The 21,974-nt window shown below is 68.4% G+C and carries 19 protein-coding genes; 6 read left to right on the top strand and 13 right to left on the bottom strand.

Annotated elements, in window-relative coordinates; genetic code table 11:
* Positions 1 to 47: 47 nt before the first annotated feature.
* From CFB46_RS10730 to CFB46_RS10720, 3 genes are read right to left on the bottom strand one after another with little or no spacing between them, the layout of a single operon-like run.
* Positions 48 to 2,615, bottom strand: a complete 2,568-nt coding sequence (locus CFB46_RS10730) for a TonB-dependent siderophore receptor (protein ID WP_027784153.1) — start codon at positions 2,613 to 2,615, stop codon at positions 48 to 50.
* Between the two features lie 53 nt (positions 2,616 to 2,668).
* On the bottom strand, positions 2,669 to 3,652 hold the full coding sequence (locus tag CFB46_RS10725) for a FecR domain-containing protein (protein WP_027784152.1): 984 nt from the start codon (positions 3,650 to 3,652) through the stop codon (positions 2,669 to 2,671).
* A 3-nt stretch (positions 3,653 to 3,655) separates the two neighbouring features.
* Entirely contained in the window at positions 3,656 to 4,165 is a 510-nt protein-coding gene (locus CFB46_RS10720) for a sigma-70 family RNA polymerase sigma factor (RefSeq protein WP_027784151.1), read from the bottom strand.
* A 481-nt stretch (positions 4,166 to 4,646) separates the two neighbouring features.
* Here CFB46_RS10720 and CFB46_RS10710 point away from each other — a divergent pair, with 481 nt between their 5' ends.
* Both CFB46_RS10710 and CFB46_RS10705 read left to right on the top strand, forming a co-directional pair.
* Positions 4,647 to 5,807: a porin gene (locus CFB46_RS10710; protein ID WP_027784150.1), complete on the top strand. Its 1,161-nt coding sequence runs from the start codon at positions 4,647 to 4,649 to the stop codon at positions 5,805 to 5,807.
* 406 nt (positions 5,808 to 6,213) lie between these two features.
* Entirely contained in the window at positions 6,214 to 7,419 is a 1,206-nt protein-coding gene (locus CFB46_RS10705) for a transglycosylase SLT domain-containing protein (RefSeq protein ID WP_027784149.1), read from the top strand.
* Between the two features lie 31 nt (positions 7,420 to 7,450).
* Here the strand turns inward: CFB46_RS10705 and CFB46_RS10700 are convergent, their stop codons facing one another.
* The 3 genes from CFB46_RS10700 to CFB46_RS10690 all read right to left on the bottom strand — a co-directional run bounded on the left by CFB46_RS10700 (position 7,451) and on the right by CFB46_RS10690 (position 9,380).
* A complete protein-coding gene (locus CFB46_RS10700) occupies positions 7,451 to 7,930 on the bottom strand; it encodes a DUF3304 domain-containing protein (protein ID WP_034185471.1) in 480 nt (159 codons plus the stop codon).
* Between the two features lie 86 nt (positions 7,931 to 8,016).
* Positions 8,017 to 8,352 (bottom strand): hypothetical protein, encoded by a 336-nt coding sequence (locus tag CFB46_RS10695; RefSeq protein WP_027784147.1) that lies wholly within the window; start codon positions 8,350 to 8,352, stop codon positions 8,017 to 8,019.
* A gap of 281 nt (positions 8,353 to 8,633) precedes the next feature.
* On the bottom strand, positions 8,634 to 9,380 hold the full coding sequence (locus CFB46_RS10690; protein WP_027784146.1) for a MipA/OmpV family protein: 747 nt from the start codon (positions 9,378 to 9,380) through the stop codon (positions 8,634 to 8,636).
* Between the two features lie 245 nt (positions 9,381 to 9,625).
* Here CFB46_RS10690 and CFB46_RS10685 point away from each other — a divergent pair, with 245 nt between their 5' ends.
* Positions 9,626 to 10,351, top strand: a complete 726-nt coding sequence (locus CFB46_RS10685; RefSeq protein WP_089499972.1) for a response regulator — start codon at positions 9,626 to 9,628, stop codon at positions 10,349 to 10,351.
* On the top strand, positions 10,352 to 11,752 hold the full coding sequence (locus tag CFB46_RS10680; protein WP_089499971.1) for an ATP-binding protein: 1,401 nt from the start codon (positions 10,352 to 10,354) through the stop codon (positions 11,750 to 11,752).
* Between the two features lie 34 nt (positions 11,753 to 11,786).
* On the opposite strand, the gene CFB46_RS10675 is transcribed toward CFB46_RS10680, so the two are convergent.
* From CFB46_RS10675 to CFB46_RS10650, 5 genes are all read right to left on the bottom strand, one after another.
* On the bottom strand, positions 11,787 to 12,827 hold the full coding sequence (locus CFB46_RS10675) for a FecCD family ABC transporter permease (RefSeq protein WP_027784143.1): 1,041 nt from the start codon (positions 12,825 to 12,827) through the stop codon (positions 11,787 to 11,789).
* Positions 12,824 to 13,828 carry an ABC transporter substrate-binding protein gene (locus tag CFB46_RS10670; protein WP_089499970.1) on the bottom strand — a complete coding sequence of 335 codons (1,005 nt, stop codon included), beginning with the start codon at positions 13,826 to 13,828 and terminating at the stop codon, positions 12,824 to 12,826. The genes CFB46_RS10675 and CFB46_RS10670 overlap by 4 nt, the downstream gene beginning before the upstream one ends.
* Positions 13,825 to 14,610, bottom strand: coding sequence for an ABC transporter ATP-binding protein (locus CFB46_RS10665; RefSeq protein ID WP_027784141.1), 786 nt, complete (start codon positions 14,608 to 14,610; stop codon positions 13,825 to 13,827). The genes CFB46_RS10670 and CFB46_RS10665 overlap by 4 nt, the downstream gene beginning before the upstream one ends.
* Positions 14,611 to 14,621: 11 nt before the next feature.
* Entirely contained in the window at positions 14,622 to 16,712 is a 2,091-nt protein-coding gene (locus CFB46_RS10660; protein WP_089499969.1) for a TonB-dependent receptor, read from the bottom strand.
* A 527-nt stretch (positions 16,713 to 17,239) separates the two neighbouring features.
* Positions 17,240 to 18,163, bottom strand: a complete 924-nt coding sequence (locus CFB46_RS10650) for a LysR family transcriptional regulator (protein ID WP_027784139.1) — start codon at positions 18,161 to 18,163, stop codon at positions 17,240 to 17,242.
* Positions 18,164 to 18,281: 118 nt separating this feature from the next.
* Here CFB46_RS10650 and CFB46_RS10645 point away from each other — a divergent pair, with 118 nt between their 5' ends.
* Both CFB46_RS10645 and CFB46_RS10640 read left to right on the top strand, forming a co-directional pair.
* On the top strand, positions 18,282 to 19,163 hold the full coding sequence (locus CFB46_RS10645) for an intradiol ring-cleavage dioxygenase (protein WP_027784138.1): 882 nt from the start codon (positions 18,282 to 18,284) through the stop codon (positions 19,161 to 19,163).
* A gap of 14 nt (positions 19,164 to 19,177) precedes the next feature.
* Complete coding sequence (locus CFB46_RS10640; protein ID WP_152777516.1) at positions 19,178 to 19,513, top strand: Dabb family protein; 336 nt, start codon at positions 19,178 to 19,180, stop codon at positions 19,511 to 19,513.
* On the opposite strand, the gene CFB46_RS10635 is transcribed toward CFB46_RS10640, so the two are convergent.
* Both CFB46_RS10635 and CFB46_RS10630 read right to left on the bottom strand, forming a co-directional pair.
* Positions 19,444 to 19,884 carry a nuclear transport factor 2 family protein gene (locus CFB46_RS10635; RefSeq protein ID WP_089499967.1) on the bottom strand — a complete coding sequence of 147 codons (441 nt, stop codon included), beginning with the start codon at positions 19,882 to 19,884 and terminating at the stop codon, positions 19,444 to 19,446. The two genes, CFB46_RS10640 and CFB46_RS10635, sit on opposite strands and share 70 nt — an antisense overlap.
* Before the next feature lie 46 nt (positions 19,885 to 19,930).
* The gene (locus tag CFB46_RS10630) at positions 19,931 to 21,955 is read right to left on the bottom strand and encodes an oxidoreductase (protein ID WP_089499966.1); all 2,025 of its coding nucleotides are present in this window, start codon (positions 21,953 to 21,955) and stop codon (positions 19,931 to 19,933) included.
* Positions 21,956 to 21,974 lie beyond the last annotated feature (19 nt).

Here is a 21,974-nt window from a genome sequence, read left to right as displayed (position 1 = left end):
TCTCCGAAGCCGCGCACCGGCGTAACGGCCGCGCGGCGATTGCATGGTCAGAACTGCAGCGTGGTGAGCAGCGACACCTGTCGCGCGTCGCCGATCGCGACGAAGTAGCGGTTCGCGCTCGACGGGTAGTACGTGCGGTTGAACAGGTTCTTCACGTTGAGTTGGAACGACAGCTTCTGCTTGCCGATCCGCGTGTCGTAGGTCGCGAACGCATCCGCGAGCACGTACGACGGCAGCGTGAAGCTGTTCGCCGAATCGCCGGGGCGCGCGCCGACGTAGCGCGCGGCCGCGCCGATGCGCAGGTCGTCGCCGCCCGCCACCGTGCCGAAGTCGTAGACGGCCGCGAGCGATGCGGTGTGGCGTGCGACGTTCCACAGCTGGTTGCCCGCGTACAACGGATCCTCGGTCGTCTTCGCGTCGATGTACGCGTAGCTCGCGATCACGTTCACCCGTTCGCCGATCTTGCCCGACACGTCGAGTTCGACGCCGCGCGAGCGCGCCTTGCCCGACGTGCGCCAGTCGGTCAGCTTCGTCGCGTCGTTGTACTGCGACACGAGCACGTTCTTCTTGTCGATGTTGAAGAGCGCGAGCGTGCCGGTCATTCCGCCCGGCAGGTCGAGCTTGCCGCCCACTTCCCACGCGGTCGCTTCCTCGGGCGGCGTCGCGCCGTCGATCACGTAACCCGTCATCGGCGCGATCGACGACGACGGTTTCAGCGACTGCGAATAGCTGCCGTACAGCGAGAACGCATCGGTCCACTTGTAGACGACGCCCGCGCGCGGCAGCCACTTCGAGCCGCTGAGATCGGTGTTCGCGGTAAACGGCCGGCCGCGCCCCGCGACCTGGTTGTACGTGATGTAGCGGATGCCGCCCGACACGATCCACTTGTCGGTCAGGTGAACCGTATCCTGGAAGAACGCGGACGCATCGTGCAGCGTGTCGGTCTGGTCGCTGTCGCTCGCGGACACCGTGCTCGACGGCGGCAGCAGCCCGTACACCGGGTCGACGTAGCTGAACGGCGTCTTCACGGCCTGGCGCAGCATGTCCTTGCGATAGATGCGGCGGTATTCGGTATCGAAGCCGACCTGCACGTCGTGCCGCATCCCCGCGAGCGTCAGCTTGCCCGTCACGTAGCCGATCCCGTAGCTGTCGGTGCTGAGCGACCCGTGCGTCGCATCGTTGCTGCGCGTCAGCGTGCCGTTCACCGGATCGACGCCGGTCGTGCGCAACTGGTTCGCATCGTAGGTCTCGCGGTTGTAGCTGTAGCCGAAATGCGCGCTCCAGTCCGCGTTGAACTGGTGATCGACGCTCAGTTGCGCGAGATGCGATTCGCCGTCCATGTCGTTGAACGGCTCGTCGATGCGCCGCCGTGCGGGAATGTCGAGCGGCGCGTTGGTGCGCGGGTCGAGCGCGGTGCCGCGATCGAACGGCGCATGGAACTTGCGGTACTGGTACGACACCGCGACCTGCGTATCGCGGCCGTACCACGCGAGCGACGGCGCGACGAAGGTCTGCCGGTACTCGCCGAAGTTGCGCCAGTACTGCTCGTTCGACTGGTCGACGATCAGCCGGTACGCGAGCCGCGAATCGCCGACCGGCCCGGTCGAGTCGAAGGTCGCGCTGCCGCCGTTCTTGCCGTGCCCGAACGTCGACGCGCCGAGCGAGATCGCGTTGTAGCGCGTGAGCTGCGGCTGCTTGCTCACGACGTTGACGACGCCGCCCGGGTCCATCAGCCCGTACAGCAGCGACGTCGGCCCCTTCAGCACCTCGACGCTGTCGGTCGCCGCGTTGAATGCCCGGCCCTGCACGAGCGGCATGCCGTTTTGCATGATCGAGCCGTCGCGATTGCCGCCGAAGCCGCGCTTCATGATCGTGTCCTGCGTACCCGCGAGCGTGTTGCCCTGCGTGATGCCGCTCACGTTGCCGAGCGCGTCGTCGAGATTGCGCGGCCGCTGGTCGCGCAGCACCTGCGCGGGCACGATGTTGACGGCCTGCGCGGTGTCGAGCAGCGGAATGTCGGAGCGCAGCACGCCCGCCTCCTTCGGCGCGCGATAGCTTTCGGCGCGCAATGCGCTGGACCGCACGTTGATCGTCGGCAACTCGGCGGCCGGCGCGGCGCCGGCCGCCACGGGCGCGGCCGCCGAACCGTCGGCGCGCATCAGCGTGTAGCCGCCGCCCGGCTGGCGCAGCGCGACGAGCCCCGTGCCGGCCAGCAGGCGGTCGAACCCGCCGTCGACGTCGAACCGGCCGTGCACGCCGCCGCTCGTCAGGCCCGCCGTCAGCTCGGCCGGGAACGCGAGCAGGATCCCCGCGTCGCGGCCGAACCGGTTCAGCGCCGCTTCGAGCGGGCCGGCCGGAACGTCGAACGCACGACGCGACGCGCGCTGCGCGGCGGGCGCCGCATCGGCGTCGGTATCGGCCAGCGCGGGCAACGGCAGCAATGCCGACAACAGGACGGCGCCGGCGAGCCGGCGGGCAAGACGGCCCGGCGCGGCCGGGCGCGACCCGCGCGGCAGATGACGGGCGGGCGCCGGACGGCGCCGATGCGTGAGACGGATGGAAGCCATGATCGGGGAGTCGGTGGACGATGGGCCAGTGCTGCTTTCACTACCCATGTCACGCGAACATCGGGAAACAGCTCAAGTCGGCGAAAAAATTTTCGACGCGCTCACGAACGGGCCGGCACGACGGTCGCCCAGTAACGCGTCAGGTAGTGGACGTCGATCGGCAGCATCGCCGTCAGCGTATCGAGCACGCGCGCGGGATCGTCGAGCGGATAGGTGCCCGACACGCGCAGATCGGCCACGGCCGGATCGCAGCGCAGGCTGCCGCGCCGATAGCGGTCGAGCTCGGCGACGAGATCGGCCAGCCGCATGCGCGACGCGACGAGCATGCCGCTCGTCCACGCGGATGCGTATGGATCGAGCGGCGCCGGCGCCCCGATCGTATCGCGCGAGAAATCCGCGCCCTCTCCGGCCGCGATCACGCGCGTGCCGGCCGACGCATCGACCGGCTGCACCTGTACGGCGCCGGCAAACACCTCGCAGCGCGTCGCACCGTCGCGCTGCCGCACCGCGAAGCGCGTGCCGAGCGGCCGCAACTCGCCCTGCGCGGTCGCGACCACGAGCGGCCGCGCGGGCGCACGGTCGTCGTGACCGCTGGTGACCATGATCGTGCCGCGCAGCAGATGCAGGCGCCGCGCCGCGTCGTCGAAGCGCACGTCGAGCGCCGTGTCGGAATCGAGCACGACGACCGTGCGATCCGCGAGCGTCACCGTGCGCCGCTCGCCGACCACGGTGCGCAGGTCGGCCGGCCAGACCGCCGCGCGCCGCGCGGGCTCGGCCATCCATGCGGCGCCGCCCGCGAACAGCAGCACGGCCAGCGCCTTCACGGCCGCGCGGCGGCCTGCCCGCTTCGGCAGCAGCGCCGCCTGCGCGGCCTGTGCGTCGAGCCCCGCCGCCAGTCGGCCGAACCTGCCCTGCATCGCTTCGATGTGACGCCACGCCGCGTCGTGCGCCGAATCTTCCGCGCGCCAGCGCGCGAGCGCGGCGACGAACGCGTCGTCGGTCCGGCCGGATTGCCGGTCGACCCACCATTCGACCGCGCGACGTGCAACGTGCGGCGGCACCGCCGGCGCTCCCGGGGCGGCCATCGGTCAGGCCGCCATCGCGAAGAAACACTGCGTGCCGGCCTTCACGAGATAGCGCTTCACCGTCGCGAGCGACACGCCGAGTTCGCGGGCGATCTCGGCTTGCGTGAGCCCGTCGAGCTGCGCGAGCAGGAACGCGCGCTTCGCCGCGAGCGGCAAGCCGTCGAGCAGCCGGTCGATGTCGAGCAGCGTCTCGACGACGACGGCCCGCTCTTCCGGCGACGGCGCAACCGCTTCGGGGCGCTGCGCGAGCACGTCGAGATACGCGCGCTCGATCTGCTCGCGCCGCCAGTGGTTGCTCAGCACGCGCTGGGCCACCGTCGTCAGGAACGCGCGCGGCTCGTCGGCGCCGATCGGCTCGTCGCGGGCGAGCAGGCGCATGAACGTGTCGTGCGCCAGATCGGCTGCGCGGTGCGCGCAACCGAGCTTCCGGCTCAGCCAGCCGCGCAGCCACGCGTGGTGGCCGGCATAGAGGGCGTCGATTTCTCGATGCAGGGACAGCTTGTCAGCGGACATGGCCGGGTTCCGGGCGCGCGGGCGTCAACGATTCTGTAAATGAGAATGATTATTATATACAAAAGTAAGCTGGCGACCGCGGTTTCGGTGCGCGGGCGACGACCCAGCGACCGGATGGCGACGTCGCGATACCGGCTGCCGGACGCGATCCGCACGCGTTTATCACCCTCGCTCCAGCCCGGTCAATTCAACTCGTTAAATAATGATTTAACGGATCGACAACAATATTGAGATAGCGATCATTCGCCCGAAAATCCCGCCGAATTATCACGGCATACGCAAAATGCAATGAAAAACCGGCGGAATGACAAACCCATTGATACGCGGCTATCAATAATGCAGATCCCTCAATGGTGAATTTCCAGCAACATCCCCGTCTGCATCAGGCCACAACGGAGAATTTCATTTTTGCCGTTTTATTGCGGCTCTGTAGTCTCCTGCCATTCGAATCACGAACACACGCCAATGCGCAGGAGATGAAATGAAACGCACGACCCTCTCGCTGATTTCGCTCGCGTCGTTCGCGGCGATGCCCGTCGCGCATGCGCAGTCGAGCGTCACGCTGTATGGCGTGATCGACACGTCGATCACCTATGTGAACCATGCGCAAGGCAAGGACAACGCGTGGATGCTCGGCAACAGCAGCGCGGGCAACCTGGCCGGCAGCCGCTGGGGCCTGAAAGGCACCGAGGATCTCGGCGGCGGGCTGAAGGCGCTGTTCCAGCTGGAGAACGGCTTCGACCCGAGCAGCGGCCGGCAGGGCCAGGGCGGCCGCCTCTTCGGCCGGCAGGCCTTCGTCGGCCTGACGAGCGACCGCTACGGCACGCTCACGTTCGGCCGCCAGTATGATCCGCTCGTCGATCTCGTGCAGGGCATCACCGCCGACAACTACCTCGGCAGCGTGTTCGCGACGCCGGGCGACGTCGACAACTACGACAACAGCTTCCGCGTCGACAACGCGGTGAAGTACACGTCGGCCGTCTATGCGGGCCTGCAGTTCTCGGCGATGTATTCGTTCGGCGGCATCGCCGGCAGCACCGGCGCCGCGCAGTCGTACTCGGCCGCCGTGTCGTACAACAACGGGCCGTTCAGCGTCGCGGGCGGCTACTTCCACGCGACCAACGGCCCCGCGTCGAACGGCGTGCGCGACGGCTGGACCAGCTCGTCGGACGGCACGTTCGACGGCCCGATCAACAGCGGCTATGCCAGCGCGCATTCGATCGGCATCGCGCGTATCGCGGGCCAGTACGTCGCCGGCCCGTTCACGTTCGGCCTCGGCTACAGCAACGCGCAGTACCGCCGCGACGCAAGTTCGGTATTCGGCTCGAACGAGCACTACAACACGGGGCAAGGTTTCGTGAACTACCAGGCGACGAATGCGCTGCTCGTCGGCGTCGGCTACAGCTACACGCGCTCGGGCGGCGACACGTCGGCGACCTATCACCAGGTATCGGCCGGCGCCGACTACAGCCTGTCGAAGCGCACCGACGTCTACCTGACCGCCGCGTACCAGCACGCGAGCGGCCAGACCGGCGACGGCAACGGCGGCTCGATGGCCGCGCAGGCATCGATCGGTTCGTACGGTTATGCGGGCACGAGCTCGCAGACGATGGTCAACCTCGGGCTGCGTCACCGCTTCTGATCGCGATTCGGGGACACGGCAGGCTGCGCGCCGCGCGGCCGGTCGTATCCGCAATGCGCATGCGGCGGCTTCGGCCGCCGATTTTTTTCGTCGCTTTCTTTTGCCCCGCCAATGGCTGCCGGGCGATTTTCCCTTTCGTCCGCTCCATCGCGGTTTTCATCGCGCGACTGACGTAATACGTCAGGTTTCCGTCGCCGCCATTGCATTGGCATTCGCGTAAATACCAGCCATTTTTACCGCTCGGGCATCGCTTCGACCCGTGATCCGGCGCGATAAAAATGCGCGGCGCACGCGCCGGCAAATGCAAAGGAAAGTTTGACGCGAGCCATTTGGCCGCCTGCTATGGCACACTTCGCGTCTGCGTAATTTCCTTGCACCGGGCGGCCGGATTCCGCCCCATCCTGCCATGCCGCGTCATACCACTCGCCCGCTCAGCCGCCGCACGCTGACCCTTGCCTCGACGATCGCGCTCTCGTGCGCGCTCGGCGGCGTCGCGCGGGCCGACTGCCTGGACGACGCGGCCACGTTCCAGCACGTGAGCGTCAGCCTGATGCGCGGCATCGCGCAGGTCGAATCGGGGATGAATCCGAACGCCGTCAACACGAATACCAACGGCACGGTCGACATCGGGCTGATGCAGATCAACAGCACGTGGCTGCCGACGCTCGCACGCGAGGGCATCACGCGGGAAAGCCTGTTCGATGCGTGCACGAACGCGTATGTCGGCGCGTGGATCCTGTCGCAGAACATCCGCCAGCTCGGCCCCAACTGGAACGCGATCGGCGCGTACAACTCCGCGTCCCCCGACAAGCGCCTCGCGTATGCGCGCAAGGTCTATGATGCAATCCGGACCATGCCGGATTCGCCGGATACTCCCATGCCCATCCTTCCCCCCTCCTTCACGCCGCCGCAACAAGCGCAGACGTACAACCCGTTCGCGAGCCTCAGCGTGTCGGCGCCGCCCGTCACGCGGGCACGCACGATATCGCCGGCCGCGCCGCCTCCGCCGACGCAGGGCGGCCCCGCCGGCCCGGCCGGTACGTACAACTTCGGATGGACGGTCACGGGCGCCGACCAGGCCAAGCCGACCCAGGTGTTCGACGACGGGGCGCGGATCTACGTGCAGTTCAGCGACATGAAGCACGTGCCGGCGATCTTCACCGAAACGTCGTCGGGCCGCGTGCTGATGTCGTGGGAGCTGCAGTTCCCGTATGCCGTTCTGACGCGCCCCGCGCAAACGTTGATCTTCCAGCTCGGGCCGTTCGAAGCGCGGGCGCAGCGCGGTGCGGCGGCCGCGGGCATGACTGCGCAGGGCGGGACGGCGGGGGCGGCTGGTACGGCGACGGCCTCGAAGAAGTCGGCCGGTACGGCAGCGAATGCGGCGCCGAACATGACAGCGAAACGCACCGCCTCGGCCGATGCGCTGTGGTACGTGAATACGCCGTCGACGTCGGGAACGGCGGCGGCCTCGCCTTCGACCGCGAATATTCCCGCCACGCTGCCGACGGCCATCACGTCGAACGCGCCGCCGCCCGCGCCGGCTCAAGCACCGGCTGCGACCGCTCAGCCGTCACGCGCCAGCGCGGACGCGCTGTGGTACATCTCGAAGTAACGCGCGCCCCATCGCACGCGCATCGCGGCGCTCATTGGTCCGCGGTTGGCCGCAGTTCGGGCGCGTTCATGTCGTCCACCCATTGCAGTTCGGCCGTGCCGTTCTTCCTGAAATACACACGCAGGTAACGCGACGTCGGCGATTCCGGCTGCGGAATCGTCACGTCGATCGTCTCGTGCTCCGCCGGGACGCCGCGCTGGATCTCGTCCAGCGGCTGCGCGAATGCCCAGTACAGCTTCACCTTCCGCCCCGGCGTGACCTTGCAGCCGCACGCGAACCCGCCGCCCCCGCCGAATGCCTCGCCCGCGTCCCGTGCCGACGGATTGCCGAAGCATCCCGACCGGTGTTCGTTGTCGAGCCGGAATTCGTGAAGCTTGCGAGCGTACTCGTTGTATCCGGTGACGCACACGGTACGCGCCTCGGCTGACGCATCGCCGTCATGCTGCCCGCATCCGGCAAGCACGCCCGGCACCGTCAGCACCCATGCGAGCGCCCGCGCCCTGATCCTCATCGACGGCCCGGCACGCGTGGCGATGCCGTGCAACGCGTGCCGGGCCACGGCACGCACGGGTACGTCATCCCCTTGCGCCGACTCCCTCACCCGCGCCGCACCCAGATCACTTTCCCGTCTCGAATGCCGAGATTGCGGCGCTCCTGCCGATAGTCCATCGTGCCCGGCAACGACTTGCCGTCGCGCTCGAGTACGCGCCACAGGCAACCGTCGAGCAGCGCGCCCGCATCCGCCTCGGTCTTGCCGACCAGCGCATCGTCCGGCGCGGCATCCGCCTTGCATACCTGCGCGGCGCCCGGCTCCAAAGGGGGTCTGGCCGCGCCGCCCGCAGTGGCGTTGGGGTGCTTCGTGTTCATGTCGGCACATCCTGCAAAGGTTGTGCTCGCAACGAGTGCAGCGAGCATCGCGATCGTGTTCTTCATCGGTTTCTCCCTGTCGCGGCCCGGCGGTCCATGTGCGGCATTCGTGCACGACCGGGCATCGCATGCGTGATCGGTTCCGCACGCTGCCGGCCGTTTCCCGATGGAGCCGGCCGGCGAATGGCGGCCTTTCGCGACCCGGCCGAGCCGCCTCGGCGCACCGGCGTCGCAGGCCCGGCCTGACGCCGAACCCGCCCGCATGTTACCGCACGCGGCTCGCAGCGACGGCGCCACCCCGACGCATCGTATGCACCTGCGCGCGCCGCCCCGCGTCGGCAATCCGCTCAGAACTTGTACGTCACGCCCGCGATGCCGTAGTAGTTGCTACGCGACTGCACGATCGGGCTGTCGCCGGCGCGGCCGAGCAGCCGCGTCACGCCGCCGGTCGCGAGCACCGACCAGTGCCGCGACAGCGTCCAGTTCCACGCCACCGCCATCGCTGCGCTGTCGATCCCGCCGCTCGCCGAATACGGCCGGAACCGGCTCGTCATCGATTGCGCGTCGGTCACGCCGTAAAAGGTCTGCATGTAGCGTCCCGAGCCCGCGTGCACGGTGCCCGTCACGATGATCTCGTGCTGCGACGTCTTGAGCACCGGCACCGCAAGATCCACGTGCCCCGACACGCCGCGCGACGTATGTGTCACGGGCGTATCGATCGTGACGCTCAGTTCCGCCGCATCGAAGAGCGTCACGCCGGCGCGCACGCCCACGAGCACCGAGCCCGGAATCCGGCCCATCCCCTTCAGGTAGTCGGAGCCCGGCAGGTCGAAGCGATTCTCGTCCGCGCGGCCCGCGTCGTAGCTCACCGCCGCCGACACGAACGCACCGTGCGGCAGGTTCAGCCGGTAGCCGGCGCCCTGCGTGCTGTCGACGAAGAAGCCATTGCCGAACGTGGCGGAAAACGACGGCGCCACGACGCCGCGATACTGGTTGCTGCCCTGATAGCGCGGTGCGAACCCGCCGCCGAGCGACAACGAATACTGGTTTTCCGCGTGGGCGGCGGCGGCGAGGGTCAGGCCGGCGAGCGGCATGCAATAGCGGTAGCGGCGAAGTGATGGGCGCACAATATTGAGATATGAGTGACGAAGCCCGCAGTCTAGGTGCCGCCCTGCGCCGAGACTGTCCTGAATGTGCGGAGAATCTGTGCGCAATTGTGTTCGATTGTTCGAGATTGTCGCCCCGCTGCCCCGGCAGCCGGCCCGCCGGATAGAATTCGCGTGCCGCGCCGCGCATCGGTCTGCCGGGAGTGAGATGGCGCGTGCATCCTGAGGAGATCATGAACGAAGTTCCGCTCAAATACCGTGTGCTGCTGATCGAGGACGACGATCGCCTTGCGCAGCTCGTCCGCGAATACCTCGACGGCTATGAATTCGCGGTGACGGTCGTACGGCGCGGCGACCTCGCCGTCGCGGCGGTGCGCGAGCACCAGCCGGCCCTCGTGATACTCGATCTGATGCTGCCGAATCTCGACGGCATGGAAGTCTGCCGACGCATCCGCGCGTTCACCAACGTCCCCGTGCTGATCCTGACCGCGCGCGTCGACGTGTACGACCAGGTCGCCGGGCTCGAGACCGGCGCCGACGACTACGTGACGAAGCCGATCGAGCCGCGCGTGCTCGTCGCGCGCGCCCGCGCGCTGTTGCGCCGCGCGCAGCCGGCCGCCGCGGAAGCGCCCGTCGCCGCGCCCGACGCGCTCGTATTCGGCGAACTCACGATCTCGCCGCCGAACCGCACCGTCACGTGGCGCGGCGAGCCGGTCGATCTGAAGACAGCCGAATTCAACCTGCTGCTGATCCTCGCGCGCGCGGCCGGCACCGTGCTGAGCCGCGACGACATCCTCAAGCAACTGCGCGGGATCGAATTCGACGGGCTCGACCGCTCGGTCGATTCCGGCATCTCGAAGCTGCGCCGCCGCTTCGAGGATGCTTCATCGGAGCCGCACAAGATCAAGACGATCTGGGGCCGCGGCTACCTGTTCAGCCCTTCCGCGTGGGACGAATAAATGCTGCGCCCGTTGCTCCGGTTGTACCTCGTCGTGATCCTGTTCGTGGGCGCGTCGATCATCTTCATCCAGTTGTCGTTCGACCGGATCTTCTACGAGCGCGTCGCGCAGGCGCAACGCGACTCGCTGACGACCTATTCGTTCGTGCTGAACGACTACCTCGAACGCCATCCGGGCGCGCAGCGCGAGCTCGCATTGCGCGAGCTCGCATTGCGCGAACTCGCGCTGCACGGCCGCGAAGGGTTCGGCTTCATGTCGATGGCCGACGCGCGTGGGCAACTGAGCGGCGCGCCGCTGCGCGATCTCGACGCCGGCAGGATCGCGATCAGCTACAACGGCAAGGATTACTACATGCCGCTCGCGGACGGCTCGGTGCTGCATGCGCGGCCGATCGAGGCGCCGGACCTCGACATCCGTATCTATGCGTACCTGCTGCTCGCGCTCGCGACGCTGTTCGCGGTGGCGCTGTGGATTCACTATCACTGGCGCGACATTCGCCGGCTGCAGGACGCCGCGCGCGCATTCGGCGCCGGGATGCTGTCGACGCGCGTGAAGCTGTCGGGCAAGTCGAACATTGACGATCTGTCGCAACAGTTCAACGACATGGCCGCGCGCATCGAGGCGTCGATCAAGCAGCAGCGCGAAATGATGCACGGCATCTCGCATGAACTGAAAACGCCGCTCGCCCGACTCGAATTCGGGCTCGCGCTGCTCGCCGATCCGGACGAGACGGACCGGACGCGCGAGCGCCGCGACGCGCTGCGGCGCGACGTGCGCGAACTCGACGATCTCGTGACCGAGCTGCTGACGATCGGCCGGCTCGAACAGGGTGCGAGCGAACTCGCGCCAATGGAAGTCGTCGTCGACGCGCTGATCGACAGCGTCGCCGGCAACGTCGCGGACGACATCGCCGATCGCGGCATCGCGCTCGACGTGTCGACGCTCGACGCGCCCGCGACCCACGTATGCGATCCGAAGCTCGTCGCCCGCGCATTGCTGAACCTGATCCGCAACGGCGCACGCTATGCGTCGCACAAGGTCGTGCTGGCCGCCACGCGAGATCGGTCCGGTGCGCTCGTGCTGAGCGTCGACGACGACGGGCCGGGCATTCCGCCCGCCGAGCGCGCCCGCGTGTTCGAGCCGTTCCAGCGGCTCGACTCGAGCCGCGACCGGCAGACCGGCGGCTTCGGGCTCGGGCTCGCGATCGTCCGACGCGTCGCGCAGGTGCACGGCGGCGACGTGCGGCTCGAGGATTCGCCGCTCGGCGGCGCGCGCTTCGTGGTCACGCTGCCCGTGCGCGCGCTGCCGGACAGTCTGTTCGACGTCGCGCGGGACGTCGCGAACCCGCACGCCGATGCGCGCCGCGGCAGCGGTACGGGTACGGCCATCCCGCTTCGATGAAACAGGCCGGCGCCCATCCTGCCCTCGCCTTCGCTCAGCGCCGACGCAGCAGCGCGACGAAGAACAGGCTGCCGAACAGTGCGGTCACGATGCCGATCGGCAGATCCTCCGGCGCCGCGAGCGTGCGCGCGGCGACATCGGCCCACACGAGCAGGATCGCGCCGGCCAGCGCGGCGACCGGCAGCAGCCGACCGTGCTCGGCCCCGACGAAGCGACGGCACAGATGCGGCGTCACGAGCCCGACGAAGCCGATCGCGCCACTCACCGCGACCATCGCGCCCGTCGCGAACGACGCGACGACGAACACCTCGCGCCGCATCCGCGCGCTCGGCACGCCGAGCGACGCGGCGGCGACATCGCCCGACATCAGCGCATTCAGTTCGCGCCGACGCGCATAGAGCGCACCGCCGGCGAGCACCGCGCACACGGCCGGCACCGGCAGCAGGTCCCAGCGCGCGAGCCCGACCCCGCCGAGCATCCAGAACAGCACCGACGACGCGGCGCGTTGATCGCCGAGGTACAGCAGCAGGTTGCCGAACGCGGCCATCATGAACGACACCGATACGCCCGCGAGCAGCAGCCGGTCCGATTCGAGCCGGCCGCTGCGATAAGCGAGCGCGATCACGCAGGCGGTGGCCGCGAGCGCCCCCGCGAAAGCGGCGGCCGACAAGGTGAACGGGCCGAACGCCGCGCCGGCCACCACCGTGACCGCGATCGCGCCGAGCATCGCGCCCGCGCTCACGCCGAGCAGGTGCGGATCGGCCAGGCGGTTCGCGGTCGCCGCCTGCAACGCGACGCCGACCGCCGCCAGCGTCGCGCCGACGATCGCGGCCAGCAGCGCACGCGGCATCCGGATCAGCCAGACGATGCTGTCGTCGCCCGCGGCCGCCGCGAACGCATCGGCGCCGCCAAACGCGGACGCGACGTGCGCGGCGACGATCCGCACCGCGGCCGGCATCGCGATCGGCGCGGGACCGAACGCGGCCGACACGACGATCGACACGATCAGCAGCACGGCCAGCACCGGCACCACCACGCGCATGCCGGGCCGGGCCGCCGGCCCGCGCACGCTCATCGTGCCGCTCCGGAAAATGCGGCCGGATACAGCGCACGGGCGAGCGTCTCGACCGCCGCGACGTTCTCCGGGCCCGGCGTCGCGGCATCGTACGGAATCACGACGAAGCGCCGGTCGCGGATCGCGGCCACGCGCGCGAGCGCCGGCTGGCTCGACAGGAACTGCCGCTTCTGCGCGGCCGTGATCGCCGAATAGTCGACGATCACGATCACCTGCGGATCGCGCGCGACCACGCTTTCCCAACTCACCTGCGTCCAGCTGCGCGGCAGGTCGTCCATCACGTTGCGCGCGCCCGCCGCCGCGAGCAACGCGGTCGGCATCGCGAGCCCGCCCGCCGTCATCGGCTTGTCGGTGCCGCTGTCGTACACGAACACGCGCAGCGGCGCCGGGCGACCGATCGCGCGCGACACCGCCGCGAGCCGCGCACGCATCCCGGCGACGACCTGCGCGGCGCGCGCCTCGACGCCGAAGATCCGGCCGAGATTGTTCAGGTCGCGGAACACGTCGTCGAACGATGCGGCCGACTGCTTCATCACGTGCGAACACGATTCGGTCAGTTCGTACGTGAGGATGCCGAACGGTGCGAGCGTCGCCGGCGTCACCGGCCCGCCGACATGCATCCCGTAGTTCCAGCCCGCCAGATAGAAGTCGGCGCGCGCGGCGGCCAGCACTTCCAGCGACGGATACTGGCTCGCCAGTTCGGGCACGCCGCGCAATGCGTCGCGCACGCGCGCGGTGCCCGTCTTCCAGCCGCCGATGCCCGTATAGCCGACGAGCCGGTCCTTCAGGCCGAGCACGAGCATCATCTCAGTGAGGTTCACGTCGTTGCTCACCGCGCGCGTCGGCGCCCGCTCGAACGTCACGTCGCGATCGCAACTGCGCACGGTGACGGGATGAGCCCCCGCGTGAACGGCCGCACCGGCGAGCACGGCAGCGGCGAGCAGCCGGCGGGAAATGGAGGACAAAACGGAGGACAAGACAGGAAACGGCATGGCGGTCATTCCGGATGAAGCGGCGTGATGCGCGGGCGGCCCGTGACGGGATGGCGATCGACGAGCGCGGCGACGCCGAACACGTCGCGCAGCAGCGCTTCGGTGAGCACGTCGTCCGGCACGCCGGACGCGACGACACGGCCATGTGCGAGCACATGGATCCGGTCGCAATACGCGGCCGCGAGATTGAGGTCATGAATCGTCGCGAGCGTCGCGATGCCGAGGCGGCGCACGCGCGCGAGCAGTTCGAGCTGGTGACGCAGATCGAGATGGTTGGTCGGTTCATCGAGCAACAGCAATTCGGGCTGCTGCGCGAGCGCGCGGGCCAGCAGCGCGCGCTGTTTCTCGCCGCCCGACAGCGACGCGAAGCGTTGCGCACGACGCTCGACGAGACCGACATCGTGCAGCGCGGATTCGACGATCCGGCGATCGTCGGCCGACTCCGCATCGAACGGCCGCTTGTGCGGCGTGCGGCCCATGCCGACCAGTTCCTCGACCGTCAGCCCGAAATCGTCCGGCGTTTCCTGCTGCAGCACCGCGATGCGCTGCGCGAGCGCACGCGGCCGCATCCGCCACACGTCCTGCGCGTCGAGCGCGACGCGGCCCGCGTCGGGGCGCGCGTAACGGAACACGCAGCGCAGCAGGCTCGTCTTGCCGCTGCCGTTCGGTCCGACCAGACCGACGAATTCGCCTTCGGCCACCGTCAGCGTCACCGAATCGAGCACGTCGACCGCGCCGCCGGGAGACCAGCTCACGCGTTCGATGTCGAGCATGTGTGTAACCGGACGCATGTCGTACCGCCCTAGAAGCGCATCGTCGCGACGAGCTCCGCCGAGCGCGATGGACCGAGCAGCCATTGCTCGCCGCCGTTCGACGTCGTCACCGCGTATGTGCGGTTCGCGAGATTGCGCAGATACAGTGCGAGCTCGGTGCGCGATGTCGGCTGCCAGCGCAGCGACGCATCGAACACCGTATACGACGGCACCTGCACGCGATTCGCGTCGTCGCCGTAGGTCGCGCCGACGTAACGCACGCCCGCATTCGCGTGCCAGTGCTCGGCGAACGCCCAGCCGAGCCACAGGTTCGCAGTCTGCCGCGGCACGCCGGACGGCACGTTGCCGGCCCGCGACACCGTCGCGCCGCCGGCCGTCTGGTTGAATGCGTCGTAGCGCGCACGCAGCAGCGCGACGTTCGCATCGATCGTCCAGCCGTGCGGCAGCCGTGCGCCGCCGGTCAGCTCGACGCCGCGCGACGACTGCCGGCCGACCTGCTGGCGCAGCGCCGGATTGAACGGATCGGCGCTGAGCAGGTTGCGTTTCGTGATGTCGTACATCGCGAACGTCCAGTACGCGCGACCGTCGAGCAGCGTCTGCTTGAGCCCGGCTTCCCACTGTTCGCCGGTCGCGAGCCGATAGTTCATCTGCGACGCGGACAGCGTCACGAGCGAGCCGACGCCCTCCGCCCCCGTCGTGTACTGCGCATACGCGCTGAACGTCGGCGCGATGTCGAATACGAAACCGGTGCGCCAGCCGACGTTCGCGAACCGCTTGTCGAAGCCCGTGCCGGTCGCCGCCTGCTCGCGGCTGAACGCGATGTGGTCGTAGCGCAGACCGCTCACCCACGCGAGCCGCGGCAGCACCTCGAGCCGATTCTCCGCGAATACTGCCGCCTGCCGCGCGCGCGTGCCGAACTGCGGGACGGTCGGGTCGGGGCTCGTGAAGACACCGGGATCGAAGCCGTGCGCCGGCACGGTCGTTTCGCCGCCGTACGGCGAATTGTTGATGCCGCTGAACGTGATCTGGCTGAATTCCGTGCCGGCGGCGAGACGGTTCGCGCGACCGAACAGCATCCCGTCGAAACGCGCGCTCAATCGGTCACCGATCTGCCGCTGGTGGTGGCCGATGTCGAGATAGTCGCCGCGCGTGACGCGCCCCGTTACAGGGTCGAGCACATACGACTCGGCGTTGCGCCAGTGGCGGTTCGACGTCAGGTAGTAGAGCTGATTGTCGATCGTCACGCCGGCCGCGGGGCGGTAGCGGGCGGACAAGCGCGTCCACTGGTCGTAGTACGAAATCGTCGCATCGCCGACGGTGTAGTTCAGCTTGCGCAGCGACGGATCGAGCACGCCGTTCGGCGCGGGCACGCCATAGTACGTCGCGGGCATCTGCCGCCCGTAGTCGTAGTCGAGCGTCAGCGTGAGCTGCGGGCTCGCGTCGAACGTCAGCGCGCCGCCGACGGCCGTCATATGCGTATCGGCCCGCTCGGCGAGACCGTTCGCGCGCGCATCGCTCGCGTAGAAGCGATACGACAGCCGCGGACCGAGCGCGCCCGTCGTATCGAACGCGAAGCGCTTCGCGCCGTCGGGGCCGACGCCAACCTGCAGCGTCGTCTCGCGCGTGCGCTGCGGCCGCTTCGGCACCACGTTCACGACACCGCCGATCGCGCCTTCGCCGTACAGCACCGATGCCGGGCCGCGCAGCACCTCGATGCGCGCGACCGACCACGTGTCGAACGGAAACGTGATCGTGCCGGCCGCCGGCATCAGCCGCACGCCGTCGAGCAGCGTCATCACCGATTCCTGCCCGCTGAAGCCGCGCACGCTCAACGCGGTGCCGCCGGTGCCCGGCGCGATCGCGCTCGACAAGCCGGCCGTACGCGTGACCGCATCGAGCACCGTGCGATCGCCGCGCGCCTCGATCGTGTCGGCCGTGACGGTTTCGACGCTCGCGGGCGTGTCGAGGCTGGCGAGCCCGAGCCGCGAGCCCGTTTCGAGCGGTTGCGTCAGCGGATCGGCAGGTGCGGGCGAAGCGGTGACGTTGATCGCCGGCAGCGCGTGCCGGTCGTCCGGCGCCGGTGCGGCAGCTTCGGCGGCCAATGCACCGGTGGTGGCCATCGCGCAGCCCAGCAAGGTCGTGCAACTGCGTGCCGCGCGTGCGTGCCAGGCGCTCGTGTTCCGACGCGTCGCGGCATGGCGCCGCTCCCCGCGCGCCGGGGTGTGTCCGGTTCTCGTCACGTCGTATCGATCTTCGTAGGTGGCGTCGCACGCGGCCGACCCAGGCACCCCGGCCGGCCGGCGACGAAAACGTCAGATGATACAATATATCAATTTAATCCGTCAGGGTTTTGACAGCTTGGGTTGGTTCTCGCCCCGCGCATCCATACCCGGAAACAGAACTGCCCCCCCACCCCAGCTAGTCGCCCTGCGGCCCGTTGCGCACCGCGAATGCGTGCCGGTACCTCATGACCGCGCCCGACGCCAGCCCCCACATGTCGCGCAACTGCGCGACCGATCACGACCGTTTGCCCGCCAAAGCCGCCTGCTCCGACCGTCACGCCGTCCTGCGTATCGTTCGTGAACGGCTTCAGGAACGGTTCTCCGTTACACGGGGAAATGCGCGACGACGCAGCGCCGGCCGTTACTCAGCGGCCGACCTCCTTCCATTTGCGCGCGAGCCCGAGCCGCTCGAAACGCTCGATCAGGAACTCGGTGAAGACGCGGATCTTCGCCGGCTGGTGTCGTCGGCTCTGGTACGCGATGTTGACGGTGAGCGCCGGCAGTTGCCAGTCGGTCAGCACCGGCACCAGCTTCCCCGCGACGATATCGTCGTGAACGATGTAAAGCGGCTGGATCAGGATGCCGAGCCCCGCGAGCGCCGCGGCGCGGATCACCTGCCCTTCGTTCGCATCGAGCACGCTCTTGATCGTGACCGACTGCTTCTTCGCCCCGTGGCGGAAATGCAGCACGTACGGGTCGTTCGCGAGGTTGTAGACCAGCAGCCGGTGATCGCCCAGCACGTCGGGCGTGGTCGGTGTGCCGTGCTTCGCCAGATACCCGGGCGACGCAGCCAGCACGCGCCGCGTCTCGGCGAGCTTGCGCACGGTGATGCCCGAATCCGCTTCGTGTTCGCGCGTGCGGATCGCCACGTCGATGCCGGCCTCGATGAAATCCGGGTAGCGGTTCGCCGCGACGATCTGCACGTTCAGGTTCGGGTAGCGCCGATGAAACTCGGGCAATGCGGGCGCGATGTAGATCGATGCGAACGACACCGACGCGGTCACGCGCAGCGTGCCGGCCGGATTGACGCTCGCTTCGTTGACGGCCGCGTCGGCTTCCGACAGCTCCGTCAGGATCGCGACGCAACGCCGGTGGTACTCGTGTCCGGCGTCGGTCAGCCACAGCCGGCGCGTGGTCCGCTCGACGAGCCGCGCGCCCAGCCGCTCTTCCAGCGCGTTCAGGCAGCGGCTCGCCGCCGCGCTCGACATGCCGAGCCGCTCGGCGGCCTTCGACAGGCTGCCGAGTTCCGCCACCTGTACGAAAAACTCGATCTGCGCCCACTTGTCCATGCGTTCGATTCTTCCACCTGGCGGAGAACAAAACTCCTCCAAACCTACTTTTTTACGATTCGAGGAGGAATTAATGTTACGTCAACGCGCCATCGAACGACATCAGGAGACACCCCCCATGCGCAATCTCGACGAAGACACCATCACGCAGGCCGTGATCGCGTCGCTCTCCGGCTGCCGCGACGAGCGGTTGCACGCCGTGATGACGAGCCTTGTCCAACACCTGCATTCGTTCGCCCGCGAAACGAAGCTCACCGAGGCCGAGTGGCAAGCCGCGATCGGCTTCCTGACGGCCGTCGGCCACATCACCGACGACAAGCGCCAGGAATTCATCCTGCTGTCCGACGTGCTCGGGCTGTCGACGCTCGTGACCGCGCAGAACCATGGAAAGCCGGCCGGTTGCACGGAGGCGACCGTGTTCGGGCCGTTCTACGTCGACGGCAGCCCCGAATTCGGGATGTTCGACGACATCGCGAACGGCGCATGCGGCGAGCCGTGCTTCGTGTCGGGCCATGTACGCGGCATCGACGGTACGCCGGTCGCGCATGCGTCGCTGGAAGTGTGGCAAGCCGACGAGGACGGCCACTACGACGTGCAGTTGCCGGACGACGACGGTTCGGTCACGCATCGCGCGCGCGGCCGGCTGCGCAGCGACGCCGACGGCCGCTATGCGTTCCGCTCGATCCTCGCCGAGCCGTATCCGATTCCGCACGACGGCCCCGTCGGCGCGATGCTCGATGCGCTCGGCCGGCATCCGTGGCGCCCCGCCCACCTGCATTTCATGATCGAAGCGCCCGGCTACGAAACGCTGATCACGCACGTGTTCCGCGACGGCGACCGCTACCTCGACTCCGATGCGGTCTTCGGCGTGCGTTCGACGCTCGTCGCCGACTGGGTCCGGCATGCGCCCGGCATCGCGCCCGACGGTTCGCGGATGGACACGCCGTTCTACACGCTCGACTACGACTTCGTGCTGAATCGCGCGCAGCGGGCCGTGTGATCCGGCACGTCGTGATGGGGAAGGTTGCAGGCGCAACCGATCGCGAGCGCGCGAAAGCGTGCGCCGGTGTCAAGAAGGTTTTCGAAAGCCCGCGCGGCCGGATTCCGGGCATGACGCAACTCGAGGTCGGCGCGGATTTCAGCGCGATCGATTGCGCGTGCGACCTGATCCTCGTCGCCGGCTTCGAGTCGCGCAAAGCGCTCGACGGCCATGCGACGCAACCCGAACACGCACACGTACGCGACGAACTGACCCGGCCTCGCGGCAACCGCCGCGCCGCTCAACCGCCGGTCTTGAACGCCGGCAACTGCTGCCCGAGCCGCGCGCCCATTTCCGCGCCGAGCGCCTGAAGCGCATTGAACGGCCGGATCATGACCTCGAACTCGACGATCCGACCGTCGTCGTCGAAGCGGATCATGTCGATCCCCTTCAGCGCCTTGTCATCGACGGTCGCGCCGAACTCCAGCACGACGCTCTTGCCGTCGTCGGTCACGAACTGGCGGTGATACGTGAAATTCTCGAGAATCGTGATCACCGTGCGCAGCGCCATCAGCAGCGCGGGCGCCGGCCCGTACGGCCTGAACGCCATCGGCGAACGGAACACGGCGTCCGGATGGACGATCGATTCCAGCGCGCCGAAATCCTTGCGCTCGACCATCTCATGCCATGCATCGAGCGATTTCGCGACAGCGGGATGAAGAGGCAGCGGGGAGTGTGTCATCGAAGTCTCCAGCATCGTGGTTGAATGGAACGGAAACGAATCGGTATCAAAGGGTCGCGGCCAGCGTCGTGCCCTGGTGAATCGCACGCTTCGCATCGAGTTCGGCGGCCTCGTATGCACCGCCGATCAAATGCACGCGGCATCCGGCGGCCTGCAGTTGCTCCGCCAGCTCGCGCGACGGCTCCTGCCCCGCGCAGATCACCACGTTGTCCACCGGCAGCGTCTGCTCGACGCCGTCGATCGTCACGTGCAAGCCGTCGTCGTCGATGCGCCGGTACGTGACCGCCGACGACATCCCGACGCCGCGCGCCTTCAGCGCCGTGCGGTGAATCCATCCGGTGGTCTTGCCGAGCCCGTCGCCGACCTTCGACGCCTTGCGTTGCAGCAGATGCACGTGCCGCGCCGCCGGTTCGGGCCGCGCGCGGCCGAGCCCGCCGGCATTCGCATACGACCGGTCGACACCCCATTCGCTGAAGAACCGATCCGCATCGACACGCTCGGCGCCGTCGCGACGAACGAGATACTCGGCGACGTCGAAACCGATGCCGCCCGCGCCGACGACCGCGACGCGGCGGCCGACGGCCTTGTCGTCGCGCAGCACGTCGAGATAGCCGAGCGTCTTCGGATGCCCGATGCCGTCGATCGGCGGCGTGCGCGGCACGATGCCCGTCGCGATCACCACTTCGTCGAATTCGCCCTGCAACAGCATCTCGACGGTCGCACGCGTATCGACGTGCAGCGCGATGCCGCGCAGTTCGATCTGCCGGCGGAAATAGCGCAGCGTTTCGTTGAACTCCTCCTTGCCGGGCACCTTCTTCGCGATGTTGAACTGGCCGCCGATCTCGGCGCCGGCTTCGTACAGCGTGACCGCGTGACCGCGCTCGGCCGCCGTGACCGCGAAGCCGAGGCCCGCCGGCCCGGCACCGACCACCGCGATCCGCTTGCGCCGCGGCGCGGGTTGGATCACGAGCTCGGTTTCATGGCACGCACGCGGATTCACGAGGCACGACGTGATCCTGCCGCTGAACGTATGGTCGAGGCACGCCTGGTTGCAGCCGATGCACGTGTTGATTTCGTCCGCGCGCCCTTCCCGCGCCTTGCGGACGAACTCGGCATCGGCGAGGAACGGTCGCGCCATCGACACCATGTCGCAATAGCCGTCGGCGAGCAGTTGCTCGGCGACTTCCGGCGTATTGATCCGGTTGGTCGCGACGAGCGGAATGCCGACCTTGCCCATCAGTTGCCGCGTCACCCAAGCGTATGCGGCGCGCGGCACCTTGGTCGCGATGGTCGGGATGCGCGCCTCGTGCCAGCCGATGCCGGTGTTGAGGATCGTCGCGCCGGCCGCCTCGATCGCCTGCGCGAGCCGGATCACCTCGTCGAGCGTCGAGCCGCCTTCGACGAGATCGAGCATCGACAGCCGGTAGATGACGATGAAGTTCGCGCCGACGCGCTCGCGCACGCGCCGCACGATCTCGACCGCGAAGCGGATGCGGTTGTCGTACGCGCCGCCCCACGCATCGTCGCGATGGTTCGTGCGCGCGGCGATGAATTCGTTGATCAGGTAGCCTTCGGAGCCCATGATCTCGACCCCGTCGTAGCCGGCGTACTGCGCGAGCGCCGCGCATCGCACGAAATCGGCGATCGTCTCGTCGACCTCGTCGCTACTCAACGCGTGCGGCGTGAACGGGTTGATCGGCGCCTTCAGCGCGCTCGGCGCCGCAAGCGCCGGGTGATACGCATAGCGTCCGAAATGCAGGATCTGCAACGCGATCCTGCCGCCCTCCGCATGCACCGCACGCGTCACGACGCGATGACGTTCGGCTTCCGCTTCGGTCGTCAGCATCGCGCCGCCCGGCGCCGGACGGCCGCGCTCGTTCGGCGCGAAGCCGCCCGTGACGATCAGGCCGGCCTCGCCTCGCGCACGCTCCGCATAGAACGCGGCCATCCGCTCGAAGCCGTTCGGCGCTTCCTCGAGGCCGACATGCATCGACCCCATCAACACGCGGTTCCTGAGCGACGTGAAGCCGAGTTCGAGCGGGGTCGTCAAATGCGGATAACGGGATGTCATCGGGCGTCTCCATTTTTTA

The sequence above is a fragment of the Burkholderia sp. HI2761 genome, assembly GCF_002223355.1.
Taxonomy (GTDB): domain Bacteria; phylum Pseudomonadota; class Gammaproteobacteria; order Burkholderiales; family Burkholderiaceae; genus Burkholderia.
This window is presented reverse-complemented; position numbering and strand designations above follow the sequence as displayed.

Coding starts and splice junctions, on each gene's coding strand:
- CFB46_RS10685 (WP_089499972.1), top strand. CDS start 9,626: ATGAACGAAGTTCCGCTCAAATACCGTGTGCTGCTGATCGAGGACGAC.
- CFB46_RS10690 (WP_027784146.1), bottom strand. CDS start 9,380: ATGCCGCTCGCCGGCCTGACCCTCGCCGCCGCCGCCCACGCGGAAAAC.
- CFB46_RS10635 (WP_089499967.1), bottom strand. CDS start 19,884: ATGACACACTCCCCGCTGCCTCTTCATCCCGCTGTCGCGAAATCGCTC.
- CFB46_RS10725 (WP_027784152.1), bottom strand. CDS start 3,652: ATGGCCGCCCCGGGAGCGCCGGCGGTGCCGCCGCACGTTGCACGTCGC.
- CFB46_RS10645 (WP_027784138.1), top strand. CDS start 18,282: ATGCGCAATCTCGACGAAGACACCATCACGCAGGCCGTGATCGCGTCG.
- CFB46_RS10650 (WP_027784139.1), bottom strand. CDS start 18,163: ATGGACAAGTGGGCGCAGATCGAGTTTTTCGTACAGGTGGCGGAACTC.
- CFB46_RS10640 (WP_152777516.1), top strand. CDS start 19,178: ATGGGGAAGGTTGCAGGCGCAACCGATCGCGAGCGCGCGAAAGCGTGC.
- CFB46_RS10695 (WP_027784147.1), bottom strand. CDS start 8,352: ATGAAGAACACGATCGCGATGCTCGCTGCACTCGTTGCGAGCACAACC.
- CFB46_RS10720 (WP_027784151.1), bottom strand. CDS start 4,165: ATGTCCGCTGACAAGCTGTCCCTGCATCGAGAAATCGACGCCCTCTAT.
- CFB46_RS10710 (WP_027784150.1), top strand. CDS start 4,647: ATGAAACGCACGACCCTCTCGCTGATTTCGCTCGCGTCGTTCGCGGCG.
- CFB46_RS10675 (WP_027784143.1), bottom strand. CDS start 12,827: ATGAGCGTGCGCGGGCCGGCGGCCCGGCCCGGCATGCGCGTGGTGGTG.
- CFB46_RS10730 (WP_027784153.1), bottom strand. CDS start 2,615: ATGGGTAGTGAAAGCAGCACTGGCCCATCGTCCACCGACTCCCCGATC.
- CFB46_RS10660 (WP_089499969.1), bottom strand. CDS start 16,712: ATGGCCACCACCGGTGCATTGGCCGCCGAAGCTGCCGCACCGGCGCCG.
- CFB46_RS10665 (WP_027784141.1), bottom strand. CDS start 14,610: ATGCGTCCGGTTACACACATGCTCGACATCGAACGCGTGAGCTGGTCT.
- CFB46_RS10630 (WP_089499966.1), bottom strand. CDS start 21,955: ATGACATCCCGTTATCCGCATTTGACGACCCCGCTCGAACTCGGCTTC.
- CFB46_RS10705 (WP_027784149.1), top strand. CDS start 6,214: ATGCCGCGTCATACCACTCGCCCGCTCAGCCGCCGCACGCTGACCCTT.
- CFB46_RS10680 (WP_089499971.1), top strand. CDS start 10,352: ATGCTGCGCCCGTTGCTCCGGTTGTACCTCGTCGTGATCCTGTTCGTG.
- CFB46_RS10700 (WP_034185471.1), bottom strand. CDS start 7,930: ATGAGGATCAGGGCGCGGGCGCTCGCATGGGTGCTGACGGTGCCGGGC.
- CFB46_RS10670 (WP_089499970.1), bottom strand. CDS start 13,828: ATGACCGCCATGCCGTTTCCTGTCTTGTCCTCCGTTTTGTCCTCCATT.